The sequence below is a fragment of the Mesorhizobium sp. RCAM 05104 genome, assembly GCF_059683645.1.
In genome coordinates this window covers 3,675,567-3,689,917 of the sequence record NZ_CM185033.1, presented here as the reverse complement: position 1 = coordinate 3,689,917, position 14,351 = coordinate 3,675,567, and the positions used below count along the sequence as shown (strand labels likewise).

Genomic DNA, 14,351 nt, shown 5'->3' with positions numbered 1-14,351 from the left:
GCATTGCGCATGACAACTGTCAGCAGCTTAACGCCTCAGTCACTTCCAACGGTGATCCTTTGCCGACGGCCGTGTCACTGGCAATCCGGGATAGGCCGCGATCGATGAAGGCTGGTCGCAAGATCTTTGATACGGTGATCGCCATCAGTCGATCCGTTCGCGCCAACCGTCCAGGCGAGCGACGGCGTCCGTCAGCCCGCCCGCGATCGCATGCGCCAGTCGAGCGGACACTGCTACAGCCTCGTCCCCCAGGGAGACGCGGAGAAACGGGTCCGTGGTGCCCGCCATCGCTGCCGCCGCGGAGATCCGCGTCGTGCTGAAGCCGAAGCTTACCCCCTTGGTGATCGGCAATCTGGCAAGTCGGCAGCGATCCAGAATCCGCTCGATGACGGCCTCGAGGACTCCGTGATTGTTAAGGCCCGGGTCAGCGAAGCGGATCGTTACCAGTCCGCCGCCATGTTGCCAGCCAAGCGCTTGCCAATCATCCGGGAAGCCGACCAGAAGCTCGACGCTAGTCACGGCCCGCAGAACGCGTACCAGGCTCTCGGCATTTGCTGTAAGGCGACGCATGCGCAGCAGAAAATCTTCCCTTGAACAATCCGGGAGCAGGTGGACCTGCGCGGAATACAAGGTCGCGCCGCAATTTCGGCGAATGCGCCGCAGGTCAGTATGGAGATTGGTGGGGGCGATCACGGCCCCTGCCATCTGAAGGTCGAGCCCGAGCTGGCCGTACTTGCTTAAGCTTTCATAGAGAAGAATTTGCGGGGCGCCCGGGAAAGTGAAAAAACCGAAGGGATTGAAACCGCCTGACATCAGCGTGTTATCGACGACAAGGAAGCGATCCGACCAGTCGTGCCCCTTCAAAGATCGGGCAAGCTCCCGCAGATCGATGACTTGCATGGCACCGGTGTTGGCGATCGGATCGACGAACAGCGCGGAGGCGTCGAAGCGTTCGACGGCTCCGATCATGTCCTCGATGCGCCATGATGGTGCGGTTTTCACCTCGGTGCTGGTCAAGCCGGAGAGTTGCTCCATGGCCTCGAAGTATATGTAGGGGCTTGTGATGACGGTGCTCGAGCGGCGCATCGCGCCGCGGATAAGAAAGCCTTCGATCGTGGAATAGGCCGCTTGACCGCTCGAGGTTAGCAGCAATGTTTGTCGCGTCGGATCGAACCCGAGTTTTGCAAGCATATCCCGTTCCGCGTGGCGCAGTTGGGTCGTTCCATAGCGGTCGTAGTTGACGGCGGTCGGTTGCACGTCGGCCGGATCAAAAAACATGATCTCGCGCACCTGACTGCTACTCTGACAGCACCAATCCAGCGCGCGGTTTGCCAGCATGTAATGCTGCAAGGCCATGCGGTACCGTCGGCTTAGCGCCCGGCGATCGAAGGGCGTTGAACGGGCTGTGGCAATCGCGCGTTCGCAAAGATCGAGTTCCGAGATGACCATGTCTGTCGCTCCCGGATCGACGTCAAGATCCTCCGCGGCGACATACTGCTCGAAACGGCTCAATCGAGCTCTCACATCGGCGCTGCGGCCGGATAGGCTCTCCAGGCGGCGGAGCCAGGACGCTGCCAGAAAGCTCTCCGAAACCGGCGATGATCTGGTTTCCAGGCACGCGGACGGTCGTGTCGGGGTCAGGGCCGAACTGTCGTTGTTTACTTCTTCGGCCAACGGCTTGTGAGCCAGTCCGAGCTTGGCGCGGTCATGTGCGATGGCGGGGAAGTCATCGGTTAGTGCAAGCGTAAGCTGCTTGACCGAGACGTTGCTCCCGCTGACGATAACGAGGATATCCCCCTTCAGTTGCTTGTCCGATGTCGGTTGCAGCAGCGGTGTGATCGCAATCGCGCCAGCTCCCTCGACGAGCAGGCTTTCCTGATGAAGCATGGCCAGAATCGCCGCATTGATCTCACGCTCGCTGGCTTGGTGGAGATTGCTGACCGTGCGATCGATCAGCGGGGCGAGCCAGCTACCGGGATCATGCTGCACCGCCAGTCCATCGGCGATGGTGGGGAGTATCGGTTGGAGCAGCGACGGCGAGAAGCCGCGATGCGATAGTTTTCGGTCGAAAACAGCCGGTACGACGGCGTGTAGCGACATCCGCGACCAGGCACGCCCGGCCATGCTGGCGATACCCACGAAAAGGCCGCCGCCGCCGAAGGGGACGAAGAGATGATCGAAGCCCTCGGGCCGCTGTTCCAGCAGCTCCGGAACGATCGTGCCCTGACCGGCAACGACGTCGTGATTATCGAAGGGTGATATGAAAGGAATGCGGCGCGCCGATGCGGTCGATCGGCCGACGCGGATGGCTTCCGCAAGATCGCGGCCGACCGCTTCGACGGCAGCGCCGGAGTTGACGATACGGCGAACTTTTCCTTCTGACGCGCCGACCGGCACGCAAACGATTGCGCGAAGCCCGAGCTCTGTCGCTGCTTGTGCAATGGCCAGGCCGTGGTTTCCAGCCGAGGCAGTGACGACCGTCGTGCCGCGCTCGAAACGTGACAGCGCTGCGAATGCGCCGCGCGTCTTAAACGATCCGCAACTGTGGTTGCATTCAAGCTTGGCCCATACCCGTCTGTCTACCGTATCCAGCCATCTCAGCCTGACGAGCGGTGTCGTCGGTAGAAAAGCAGATATCCGTTGCCGCGCGGCGATGACACTGTCCGCCGTTTCATCGAGGGTCATGAGGACGCGCGACCCGGGGCGATGTTGTGGAGGCGATCGGCCAGCCTCGCGGCGGAGCCGAAAACGGTTGGCGACGTCCTTTCGCTTCGAGCAAGAACCGGCAGGCTATCGAAAGTCTCCATAGGGCCATAATAACAAAACGGGTTGGTGTGCGCGATTCTTGGAATGCCTCCTTTTACTTTTTTTCGGATCGGCTTCGAGCCGTCAGGCGCTTACTCTCCCAATGTCAAATATCTTGAGCGTCGCGGCGATTTTTGCGGTTACAAACGTCGGCAGATATGGCTGCTGTTCCGACGCGCGCTCGCGGGGCAATTTGGTGGGAAGGCTGTTGACGCAATTGAGCGCACATGCCGCATCGAGCGGCATCGATCTTAACCCGCTTCAACGCTTCAAACTGACGCTGGTGGTTGACGGACCGGCGTGGATTTGGACGAGTGTTTCCCCAACCCGAGAAACGTCGACTCGGTTCCGGCATATACGGAACGTCGAATGGGCGACGCGTGAGAGATAGCGCAAGACGATTACGCTGAGAGCCGCGCTCACAGCGTGGTTTGCTATCAGTCAGACGCAGGCAGCGTTGGTCGATCTGCTGACATCGAGATGGCTGTTTCAACCGCTGCCGAACGTTCCGAGGAGCGGCGCATCAACTTTCCTCGTCGACCCGATGTATGGTACGCGGTGCAGCACGATCGTCACCGTTACGGCGGCCGGCTAAGGTTTGATCATAGAGGGTCGTTATGACAGCGGGGGTATGATGTCGGGTCTGAACAGCGCGTCGTTCGACTGGATGATGTACGGCTGCAGCGTTGTTTGCACGAGAGTTTCAGGCCCGCCTCGACTTTCCCAGCACTCCGTTTGAGCGCCCGCTGCCCAGGGACGCCCAAATTGAAAATCTTGATTTTTCGCAACGGTAAGTCTAAGTCAAGTGTAGCTCCATTCATCAACTCGTGTTGCGACGGGAGTGCCGATTTTCTCAGGGTCCTCGAGGAAATGGACCCGCGCGTGCCGTCCGGTTCCGGTGGTGGATGATCTCAGGTCGACTGTCAGTGCCCCAATCGACAACCTTAAGTTTCATTCACGCCCGGGCGAAGGTTGCAGCCATGATAGGAGCCAGATACCGGCCTACGCCCGGCACCGATGTCAAATGCCACAGGTGATTTCGCCCGACTGCCAGCTTTGCATCGACATTGGCTATACGTTCAGCCGCTTCGGCATCTCATGCGGCGGAAAATTCATCGATTTCGAGCGCGTGCGAACGATCGACACGCGCGCTCTGTGCGGAAATGTGCCCGAGGCGCGCAAGCAGGAGTGGATCAAATGGCTCTTTGAGCAGGTACGCGCGAAACGCGACCATTGGCCTTCCATTTCGCGCATCGGCCTGTGCTTTCCCGGCTTGGTATCGACGCATGGTAACATTGGCCGTACGAATGCCATCTGGGGCGAGGGCGCAAGCGATCTTACCGGCGGCGAACTGTCTTCCCGGCTGGGCCTGAGAGTAGACGTCCTCAACGACCTTGCTGCCGCGGCCATCCGCCATGGTGAAGATCCATGTTTCACCAATGAGCGAACCATACTCACACTTAGCGTCAGCAGCGGCATCGGCTCCAAGATATACGACCGGGTCGACCGGCGTGTCGTCATGGAGCGGAATGGCCGCAACGGGGAACTTGGCCTTGCGATTGTGGATGAGGGGCCGGCTGCACTCAGGAACGCCAACGGACGGCTGCCGGGTATTTTGGGTAACTATGCGTCAGGTGTTGGGTTCTCAAGGCTGCTCAGACACTGCGCAACGAGCGCTAGCGGCTCACAACTGTACTCGGCCTCGTTGCTTCGCTCTACCCTCGCCGAAATCGGTGAAATTGTCGAAACAGTCGACGGTGTTCGGCTTAACAACATAGCGGTCGAATGCATTGAGGCCAATGACGTATTTACCCGTTATGTTCTAACCCGCTCAATCAAGTATCTTGCACAAGTGCTTCATGTGATCGTGTTGTTCGACGCGCCAGACGCGATTGTGCTAACCGGAGGCTTCGCCGTCGCCGTCGGCGAGTTGTACCGCCAAGAGCTTTGCTCTACACTATCGCATTATCTGCCATTGCTTTATGCGCCGGCCGAGATCGACAAGATGGTGAAGCTGCCCCCAGCCGACGAGTTCGATAATCTTCGCGGCGTCGCTTTGTGGCTCGCGCAATCGCCGCAACGTGGTCCCCTCTGATGACGAGCCGGCCGACGGATTCAGTGGGCGCTCGGGTGATTGAACCGCGCAAATTATCGGCGCCAGAGGTTCTGCTCGAGCTCGGCGACCGCTGGACGCGTCAACGGCTTGACGCGTTGCTTGATCGCTTGTCGGCGATTGGAAGCATGACCGATCGAATGGCCCTCGCCTGCAGGGAATTGATGGGATCACCATTTCTGGCGGAGTCGAAATTGCCCCTTCCGCCTAAGGGTCACGTCAGGTTTCGGATCGCATCATTAGATTGTTGCACAGCGATCTATAACCTCATCGCGCTCGTGCACTCGCGAACCGTGACTGATCTTGGCCGCGTGCTTGCTGCAATGCGGTTCACGGACGGGCAGTTGGACAATCATCCCGCCACTGGCACGTTTATCGGCTTCACGTCCGAAACATTGTTCAAGCGCGCTATCCCCGCAGGGCTTATTCACGATGCCACGGCTGACGTCGGTCGCGGCGTAAAATTGGAGGTATTGCGTCTCAAGCTGCTCGCGCACCGTCGTCCGCGATTCCTCGACGAAGACGAAACAATTACGCTACCTAGATACGCCGACGGGGTGGATACCATGTCGTATATCGACGTCGACAATTTCGAACATGTAGACTGGAGCCGTCTTCGTACCGGCGACATCATAATCTTCACGCGAGGTGCGCGACTAAAGGACGGCAGTGAGAACTTTGACTTAATCAATCATTTGGGCATCGCAACGCCACTGAAAAATGGCTTCGGGCTGCTGCACGCCTCGCGACATTTCACAGTGCCCCCTTTGCAGAACGGAACCGCCATCTTCTATGACGACGCCAAGACTCGCGAACAGATCGGCTTCGGCATTGCCGGAAGGTATCTCGGCGACGAGTATGCCATTCATCTCGATGCTGACTGCCTTTACGGCTACGACTGTTCGCAGCCCCGGTCGCTCCTCGACTACGCCGCATCCAATTTTGCGGGCATTGCGATTCTACGCTGTAGTCCAGCCGATATCGCGGCGGCATAATGCAAGCCAGCGCGATTCATGTTGTGCCTCGATGAAAACGGGGTTATGATCGGCACCGTTAAAGCTAGGTATCATCGAATATAGTGAGTGCTTGCTGCACTCAACTTTAGATCTCGGAGATTATCGGTTCGAACTCGATCGTGGAGCTTAAGATGAAAGAGATCGAAGAAAGAGTAGGCGCTGGGGTTCTGTATGAACCTAAGCGCATCGAACACCTGTCCCTCGACGAGCTCATAGAACTCCAAAGAAAGTACCCTGCTAGATTTGTCCGGGTGCTTAAAGACTCGATGAACGTCAAGGTTCAGATAGGGCTCCTGCACCTGCCCGTGCTAAACACAGGCGCCTAGGCTCGGGCACCTAGCTTCTGGTCTGGGCATGCCATCTTTTTGCGGGACGCCTCTTGTACCAATCTCGTCCGGCAAGCTTGCCAGACGCTCGGTTACGAACCTGATTTTCCTCGATATTGACGGCGTTCTCCACCCGAGGAGCGCAGTGGCGAATCTTTCACGGACACCAACCGCAGCAAGCCCCGAAATGGTTAGCTGCGGCCTGTTTAGGTGGGCAACTTTGCTGGAGAGCCTACTCGTCCCCAGATGCGACATTGCCATATTTATCCATTCCTCCTGGCGAAGCGTCAGGACAGTCGACGAATTGGGTGTCATGCTCGGACCCCTGCGCCACCGACTGGCCGGCACGACGGTTGGTAGAAGCCGCTGGGCTTCGATCCTCGACACCGTGCTCGAGGTCAATCCGCACTCGTGGATTGCGGTTGACGACGAGCCGAACGAGTTTCCGCAGCCACTTCCCCGCAATGTCATCATTTGCGATCCCGATAGTGGACTTTGCTGTCCGCGCGTCGTGAAGAGAATAAAGAAATTTGTCCGAGATCCGTCGAAGTTTAAGCAATGAGTAGTCCGTTGCGCGATATGGCGCAGATTGCCTTGACGCAATTGCGTGACCCGTCTTTCGATCTCGTATCGTTTGCACCGCGCCTGGCGAGTTACTTCGCCCTGGCGAACCGCATTCGCGGGGAACTCCCAGAGCTCGAGGCTCAGTTACATCACCGCATGGTGCATGAGGCCGTCCAATGGGCTACGCGCTCATCGCCGTTCTATCGGCGTGCGTTTTCGGGCATATTGAGTCGTACAGGTCTGATTCCACTCGAAGAATTTGAGGCAATTTCGATCATCACGCGCGACGAGGTCGCGCGGAATATCGACGAAATGCGCGCGGAATCGGTTAATTTCGCTTTCGCAACGTTCACGAGCGGAACAACGTCCGGAGAGCCGCTTGTAGTCGAACGTTGCGAAGAAGAGCAGCAGTATCTCTATGATTTCGTATCGGCCTTCTCCCCGGCGCAGCCGCGAGCGAACAGATCTTACGCATTGCGACTGGCAACGCCTTGGCACGGCCGAGTGCTCGAATTTCCATCGCCGTTCCATCTCATTCCCGTCAGTGTGACCACGCTGAGCGGCCTTAAGACCGCAACCAAGCTCCTGATGAGAAAGTACGTTCACAATTCACAGGAACAAGCCATTTCAGGCTTGGGCGGCGGGCTCATTTCGGTACAACGTCTGACATCCTATCTTGAGCTTTCGGTCGACAGGGATACGCTCCCGCGCCTTTCGACGCTCCAATCCACCAGCGAATATGTCACTGCACGGGCCCGGCGGCAGATCGAACGTTTTTGGGGCCTCGAACTGATAGACCGGTTTGGTGTCAGCGAAGCAATCGTGGGCGCATGCCGGTGCTTGCACTGTAAGCGCTATCACCTAGAACCGTACGGCTATCCCGAGGTCATTTCATTCGAGACCGGACGTCCTATCTTCAACGGCGTGGGGCGCCTAGTTCTTACGGGCTATTATCCATTCATGCAAGCTGTGCCGTTTATTCGCTACGCCACCGGCGACGCGGTGCGGTTGTTCGCTACAGACTGTGCAACGGGCCAGCCCGGCATTGAATTGCTGGGCCGTATCAGTAAATCGGTGGTTTTCGACGGGTCGTGGTTGATTGGCGAGTACGAGATCTACGACATCCTGGACGAGTACCCCGCCTTGGAACGGACGCCATTGTATACCTATTTTCCGATTGCGCTGCAGGAGGCGGGCGCCTACCCGGTTTACCGCTACGAATTTCGGGACGAAAAGCACACTCTGCATACCAGCCTGCGGCCGGGCACCGCGCTCGAAGATGATCGTCTTGAGCTTCTTGAGCAGGACATCCGCCAAGCCCTCGCGGACCGCACGGGCTGTAACTGGGATGTAGTTACTTCACGGTATCCGATGTGCCAAGCGCCAACATGAGACCGTCGGGGGGGCTGTCCGGTTGTTCGCAACCCTGATCCTGCTGCTCAACATGGTTGAGCGACCGATACATTTCGGTGCTGTCTCGCCCAATTGGTTCGCCGCGGGCGGCATTAGCATCCTTGCTACCATGGGCATAGGCTTGGCGACGGTGCGCTTACCGGGCGTCAGCGCGAAGTGTCGGGCGAAGACAGATCAGGCGATTTTCGAACTTGAGCAATTCAATCGGATTGGCTGCCCGTGCCGCGCCCGCGCCGTGGCGGTTGAAAAAGGGGCTATTCGAACAGCGGCGAAAGCCGCATATTGCTCGCGCGACAACGTCAAGCCCAGATATTTTCCAGGCTTGAGACGGCGCGGCATTTTTATCCATCTAGGCCAAGAGAACGAGCGCCAATGACGTCCGTTCGGGTTCCCGAAAAGCGCGCTGATCGTCTGCTGGAGCAGGCGAGCGTTGCCGTTGATCAGAATGCTGTTTTCTATCCCGGCCCGAGCGCGAGCGTTTACTTGGCCGCGCCTCTGTTACGTCTTCGCTACGGTGCGGTGGGATCCTTCGCCTACCAGCCCATTACCGACACGCTACAGCGATTGTCCCCTTTGTCGGCTTGGTTGCTACAGGAGCTCGACGGCGTCGTACCACTCGCCGAACTCGCTTCGCGAGCAATCGCCGCGGGCTTGAGCGCCGACGCGGATGAACTCGAGAATTGTTTGGAGTCGCTGCGCCGATCCGGTTTCGTTCGCACGTCTGAGAGACGTGCCGTGGGGGCGAGGATTCCTGTCGAAGACTTTTCGCGTGGGCATCCGCTAGAAAGCCCCAATGGTGCGCCTTTGTTCGCTTTTTGGGAGCCGACGCTTCGCTGCAACCTCCGCTGCGAGAGTTGTTACAACAACTCGGGACCAAAGGCGCCTGATGGAGTCGATCGAGCGGACGTGGCGGCAGCATTGGCCGATGCGGGGGTCCTGCGGGTGACCTTGCTCGGCGGCGAACCTATGATGATGCCGGATTTTTTCCCGCTCATTTCGAAGCTGGAGTCCGCAGGTATATGTGTGGAATTCGTCACCAACGGATGGTTCCTGACCGAACGTCTTCTTCGCCCGCTACTCGCCACGCGGGTCACTCAATTCATGGTCAGCGTCGACGGTGACGGGGCTACCAATGACCGCCTTCGCGGACGTTCGGGAGCATTTGCGCGCGCGCTTGACGGTATTCGTCTCTACGCTTCGCAGGGCTTCGCGATTACCGGCTCTCTCACCTTGATGAGCAGTAACATTGGGGAAATGGAATCGGTGATTGGAAAGTTGGTTGATGCTGGTGTTCGCCGGATCAAGGTTCGTCCCCTCGTTCCAGAAGGGAGGGGGCAGAACTGCTTCGGTGACGAAGGTCTCGATCGTGATGCGTTCGAGCGATGCTGTGAAACACTCCGAGACATCGTGAATTCACTCCCAAATACAGTCGACCTTCTCTTGGTTATCGCCAATAGAGACATACTTCGGGATGGTGTCATCCACGATCATGAAATTCCTTTAGATCGCGCTCTCAGTGAGTCCGGGCTCGATTGGGATACGTTCTACGTTCGCTATGACGGCAAGATCTGCCGTAGCTCGTTTGAACGTAACGTTATCCTAGGTGACATTCTCTCGGATTTCGGCAGACACGGCAGAGAGACATGAAGCGGATCGCGAACGACAGACGTGGAGACATGCCTAAGCCAAGCAGTCGAAGCCGCCTTCTGCGGTCCTGGCAGAATGGAAAATTCGCAATCCCTTGGCCGGCATGCGCGCTATGGCTTGGCACGCCCATGGACCGCGCGAAGGTTGCAGCGCCGTGCATCGATCGAGCCCTCGAGGGCTCTCGCGAAGATGCGGTGCCTACCGCTACAGGCTTTCCTACTCCTTTCGGCAAGGAAAATCGCGTCGATGTCCGATAGAAGCAACTCGCGGCCACATGCCGACGAAAAGCAGAACGATTTGCTCGGGAGATTTTCAGACGCTCAAAATCCCGATGGTACGCTTGACGAGCATGCCGTCGAACGCCCGACACGTTGTGTTGGCTCACAGGCGACTGATTCGGCGCGTGTGTCAGGACTGGCGACCCGCGCCGTTCATTTAGAATTACCCGCAGATATGCTCCAGGGCACGATGACCGTGCCGTTGATTGAATCGACGGCCTTCACGTTCGAATCGAGCGAACAGGCGAGCCGTCTGTTCGAATTCGAAACGACGGGTTACGTATACACACGTGTGTCCAACCCGACCGTCGCTGCTTTAGAAACGCGAATCAGCAACTTGGAAGGTGGAATTGGGGCGGTTTGTACGAGCTGTGGTCAGTCTGCGTTCGTTGCAAGCTTTCTGGCTCTGGTCGAGGCGGGCGATTCAATTGCCGCTTCCCAGTGGCTTTATGCTAATAGCACGAACGTCTTGGACGCATTGTGTCGAAGGTTTGGTGTCGAAACCGTATTTTTCGATCCTAGAAACAGGGCCTCGATCTTACGCGCAATCGGGCCGACTACCAAGGCCATCATAGTGGAATCGGTGAGCAACCCGAGCCTCGCCGTCTGTGACATTTCGCAACTCGCGGTGATCGCGAACGCTCATGGTATTCCTTTGATCGTCGACAATAGCCTCCCGAGTTTCGTACTTTGCCGACCTGGCGATTATGGCGCGAACATCGTCGTTTCCTCCTTGTCCAAGTACGTTGCGGGCCACGGCGGAACGCTAGGGGGAGTGGTCGTTGACCTCGGCAGCTTTGACTGGAGCAGCGCCGGCAAATTCCGTTCGATCAACATCGGTTCGCCGCCCCACCTGAGTTACGCCGAGCGATTCGGTAAGAATGCTTATCTGATGCGCGTTCGCACCGATGCATTACGTGATCTTGGAATGTTCCTCTGCCCGACGTCAGCGTACAGTCTGCTGCGCGGATTAGAGTCCGTCGTACCGCGCATCAAATATTTGATGGAGTCAACTACCCGGCTGATCGACTGGCTGCAGAACGACCCGCGCGTGCTCTGGGTTCGATATCCGAACCTACCCGATCATCCGGACTACGAAATCGCTCGCCGAATAGTCCCCCGCGGTGCCGGTCCGATGTTCCCGTTTGGTATCAAAGGCGGCTATTCCGCAGCGGTGCGTTTCATAGACGCCCTTAACATCATCCAGCACGCAGCAATGTTTGGCACCCCACGCACGACTGCCATGCATCCGGCGAGCACGAGCCACACCGACCTCTCCGAGGAGGCGCTTTTTCGCGCCGGGTTGACTCCTGAATTGATCCGGTTGTCGGTAGGCCTGGAGGATGTCGACGATCTGATCGTTGATCTGGATAGCGCGCTGAATGCAGCCGCGCATGCTTGAGCACAGTTGCCCACCGCTCCACGCGGACGAGATGTGTCGCCTGCCGATGATACAAGCCGGAACAAACGACGTTGCCCCCCTAAGCTTCGATGTAACTTGGTTGCGGTCGCGATCGCTGATCCGCTGGAACAGGTCGCCAAGTGATGTCATCTCCCTTGGCGCCGCCGAAATGGACTTCAGGCCTCCAAGCTCCGTTGCCAAAGCAGTCGCCAACGCCGCGGCGATCCCATCGTCGCTATATCCCGATGAGCACGGGTGCCTCGAACTCAGGACACGCCTGGCAGACTTTCAAACCCGCCGCCACAAGATAGACGTTACCCCAGACGATATCACCATCACGCCAGGCGCGCGCATGGGCCTATTTGCAGCGCTGCGCTGCCTCACGCCTCCCGGGCGGGCCATCGCAATCGTGGGTGATCCGGTCTACGGGATGATCGCGGACGCCGCTCGCGTCGCATCGAAGCGCGTCATCAACGTACCTTTCGCCGCCGACGGTACCGTTCCCCGGGATCTCAAAGAGGTCCTTGTTGCCGGACGTCCTGCGGTAATCGTTGTGGTCAATCCACACTCACCGTCGGGCCGCGTGCTTTCTCTGGCCGATGTCGAAATAATCGTTTCCGCCGCGCAAGATCTGGATGCGATCGTCGTAGCCAACGAAGTTTACGAGCACCTGGTACTAGATGGACGTCATTATCCAATTTACGCCGCCGCGGGTGGATGGCCCGAGCGTTGCCTAGCGGTCGGTGGTTTTAGCAAGACATTCAATATGCCGGGTTATCGCTTGGGCTACCTGATCCATCGCGGTCCCTTGATCCACCGCATCGAGCAGACGGCCGGGCACTACTTGTTCACGACATCGACCCTATCGCAAGCAGCAGGGTATGGGGCGCTGGAAGAAGACTCAACGTGGTTCTCCGAACTGCATCCCGTGCTTCGAGAGAATAGAAATCGTGCAGCAGCCATCCTGGGCGCTCTGCCAGGACTGAGAATTTCCCCGCCAGCGGCGACATACTTCCTCTGGGTCGGCCTCCCCGCCGGCTTGACCGCGCACACGGTGGCTGCCGCTCTGCTTGCTCGAGCAGGTGTAGCGGTTGACGTGGGTGATCGCTACGGGTCTCCGCAACACCTGCGAATTTCCTTCGGCACCGATCCCGCGGTTTTGAATGCGGCACTACAGCGTATAGCCACGGTCTGGGATGCCACATTGCGGGACATGGTGAGACAAGAGGCGTGACGAGCGGCCGTCGCCGCAAACCGGACCGGGTGAATGGTGTGACTCGTTCAAGAAGTTGGTCGTTCGCTTGATGGAGACGTCCGGCCCGCCAGCTATCCTAGATGCGATAGCGCGTCTTGCTCCGCAGACTGCGCGAGACATAAGGCGATTCTGGGACGCGCCATTGTCGGACTTCGCAGCACACCATGCGGCCCCCCGCGCGAGACCTCAGAGCGAATTGGCCATTCATTCCTTCGAGATATTGGCTGCCGCTCTCAACGCAGGCGTAAGTAAGGCCCCGTGCCACCCTTCTCGGCCGCCAAGCGCCATCTTGCGGAGCCGCGCGGTTATCCAAAGTGGTCCACACTGCGAGTTGCCCGTCGACCGTCACAGCTTTTTTGCGTTCTGGTTCTCCATATTGGCGGCGCAGTCAACCTCGACGGACGCCTTGCTGGCATTCACAACTTCGAACGTGACGCTCGAAAAATACAGTAAAATCGGGCCCGGGTGGCTTGCGGCCGGCGACAGACCGATCAATCTGTTTGGCCTCACCCGCAAGATCCTGTCATCCGCGAGCGCCAACACTCCGATTGCCGATCTTGCGATCGATGTCGCAGCCATCGAGAGGTCGATTTCCTCGATCCGAAATTCCGAATGGGCCGAGTTTCTGGGTCTGCTGTCCTATCGGTCGGGCAAGGATGCGCTGCACCGTCCGCGAGATTTCCTGCTAAAGTCTATCGACGCATTATGGACACTGCCGTCCAACTCCCCGTCGATATCTGCTTTCGACGAGGACGTCATAGCGCTCGCGATAGAACTGCACCTCGGATGGGCCGATAGTCCAATCCGACAATTGCTTCTCAATCCGCCCTGCCATGAGGCCTTTTTGCGTGCGCAGAATAGCGCGATCGGAGCTGACATCGGCGGCTTCATGCGCTGGAGCACCCACCTGTTTTGGGGTATCCGGAAGCACCGCCTGCGCCCTTTACGCATCAGCGAAGGACGACTTGTCGAGCACGCCAAAACGAATGGCATTAACATACCGCTTTCTGAAACCGCCATTGTTGAAAATATGCGCAGCGGCGTGCTCCGACCCGATATCTTCCTTTCGATGCTGGTGCTGTCGATACTGCCTCGCGTGACGGTACTCGGCGGTCCGCGGCAGCTCGGGTATTATCCCTTTGTTGAAGCGGTATTCATGGATACTCTACGTGCATCCAGCCGAAAGGAGAGTTTGCTCAAGAGCGAAATCGCTTCGGTCAATTGTTGTGCTTGGGGCATGTGTGTCATTGACCAGTTGGTCGACACCGCAATGGCGTTTACGAAGGCGCATCGCCTAGGTAGCTGGACTGAAATCGCTTGTGGACAACTCAGTCTTGCCGAGGCTTGCCAGAACCTTAAAATATTTCAGGAACATCCGAAATGGATTTTAGTGGCGGCAGGTTAGGCCCGAGAAAACATGACATCGTCATAGCTCTAGAGCATTTTCACCGATCTTGGAGTCGACGATGGGATATTCGCGATTGGTTTAAACTGATTCGCTCGGCTCGCCCCCGAGGTCCGGATCGAAATGC

At 58.0% G+C, this 14,351-nt stretch carries 11 protein-coding genes; 10 read left to right on the top strand and 1 reads right to left on the bottom strand.

What is annotated here, in order from left to right; genetic code table 11:
* Positions 1-144: 144 nt before the first annotated feature.
* Entirely contained in the window at positions 145-2,685 is a 2,541-nt protein-coding gene (locus AC56QP_RS18010) for a pyridoxal-phosphate dependent enzyme (RefSeq protein WP_489858721.1), read from the bottom strand.
* 1,144 nt (positions 2,686-3,829) lie between these two features.
* On the opposite strand from AC56QP_RS18010, the gene AC56QP_RS18005 reads away from it, so the two are divergent.
* The 10 genes from AC56QP_RS18005 (at position 3,830) to AC56QP_RS17960 (ending at position 14,224) form a co-directional block, all read left to right on the top strand.
* Entirely contained in the window at positions 3,830-4,900 is a 1,071-nt protein-coding gene (locus tag AC56QP_RS18005; protein ID WP_489858722.1) for an ROK family protein, read from the top strand.
* Positions 4,901-4,935: 35 nt separating this feature from the next.
* Positions 4,936-5,913: an N-acetylmuramoyl-L-alanine amidase-like domain-containing protein gene (locus tag AC56QP_RS18000; protein WP_489858723.1), complete on the top strand. Its 978-nt coding sequence runs from the start codon at positions 4,936-4,938 to the stop codon at positions 5,911-5,913.
* A gap of 152 nt (positions 5,914-6,065) precedes the next feature.
* A complete protein-coding gene (locus AC56QP_RS17995; protein ID WP_489858724.1) occupies positions 6,066-6,260 on the top strand; it encodes a hypothetical protein in 195 nt (64 codons plus the stop codon).
* 28 nt (positions 6,261-6,288) lie between these two features.
* Entirely contained in the window at positions 6,289-6,822 is a 534-nt protein-coding gene (locus tag AC56QP_RS17990; RefSeq protein WP_489858725.1) for an HAD domain-containing protein, read from the top strand.
* A gap of 8 nt (positions 6,823-6,830) precedes the next feature.
* The gene (locus AC56QP_RS17985; protein WP_489858726.1) at positions 6,831-8,216 is read left to right on the top strand and encodes a hypothetical protein; all 1,386 of its coding nucleotides are present in this window, start codon (positions 6,831-6,833) and stop codon (positions 8,214-8,216) included.
* A gap of 22 nt (positions 8,217-8,238) precedes the next feature.
* The gene (locus AC56QP_RS17980; protein ID WP_489858727.1) at positions 8,239-8,613 is read left to right on the top strand and encodes a hypothetical protein; all 375 of its coding nucleotides are present in this window, start codon (positions 8,239-8,241) and stop codon (positions 8,611-8,613) included.
* On the top strand, positions 8,610-9,884 hold the full coding sequence (locus AC56QP_RS17975; RefSeq protein ID WP_489858728.1) for a radical SAM protein: 1,275 nt from the start codon (positions 8,610-8,612) through the stop codon (positions 9,882-9,884). The genes AC56QP_RS17980 and AC56QP_RS17975 overlap by 4 nt, the downstream gene beginning before the upstream one ends.
* Before the next feature lie 246 nt (positions 9,885-10,130).
* Positions 10,131-11,564 carry an aminotransferase class I/II-fold pyridoxal phosphate-dependent enzyme gene (locus AC56QP_RS17970; RefSeq protein ID WP_489858729.1) on the top strand — a complete coding sequence of 478 codons (1,434 nt, stop codon included), beginning with the start codon at positions 10,131-10,133 and terminating at the stop codon, positions 11,562-11,564.
* Positions 11,545-12,798 (top strand): pyridoxal phosphate-dependent aminotransferase, encoded by a 1,254-nt coding sequence (locus AC56QP_RS17965; protein ID WP_489858730.1) that lies wholly within the window; start codon positions 11,545-11,547, stop codon positions 12,796-12,798. The genes AC56QP_RS17970 and AC56QP_RS17965 overlap by 20 nt, the downstream gene beginning before the upstream one ends.
* Before the next feature lie 163 nt (positions 12,799-12,961).
* Entirely contained in the window at positions 12,962-14,224 is a 1,263-nt protein-coding gene (locus AC56QP_RS17960; RefSeq protein ID WP_497100410.1) for a hypothetical protein, read from the top strand.
* Positions 14,225-14,351: the final 127 nt, after the last annotated feature.

Coding starts and splice junctions, on each gene's coding strand:
- AC56QP_RS18005 (WP_489858722.1), top strand. CDS start 3,830: ATGCCACAGGTGATTTCGCCCGACTGCCAGCTTTGCATCGACATTGGC.
- AC56QP_RS17975 (WP_489858728.1), top strand. CDS start 8,610: ATGACGTCCGTTCGGGTTCCCGAAAAGCGCGCTGATCGTCTGCTGGAG.
- AC56QP_RS17965 (WP_489858730.1), top strand. CDS start 11,545: ATGCAGCCGCGCATGCTTGAGCACAGTTGCCCACCGCTCCACGCGGAC.
- AC56QP_RS17970 (WP_489858729.1), top strand. CDS start 10,131: ATGTCCGATAGAAGCAACTCGCGGCCACATGCCGACGAAAAGCAGAAC.
- AC56QP_RS18010 (WP_489858721.1), bottom strand. CDS start 2,685: ATGACCCTCGATGAAACGGCGGACAGTGTCATCGCCGCGCGGCAACGG.
- AC56QP_RS17990 (WP_489858725.1), top strand. CDS start 6,289: ATGCCATCTTTTTGCGGGACGCCTCTTGTACCAATCTCGTCCGGCAAG.
- AC56QP_RS17995 (WP_489858724.1), top strand. CDS start 6,066: ATGAAAGAGATCGAAGAAAGAGTAGGCGCTGGGGTTCTGTATGAACCT.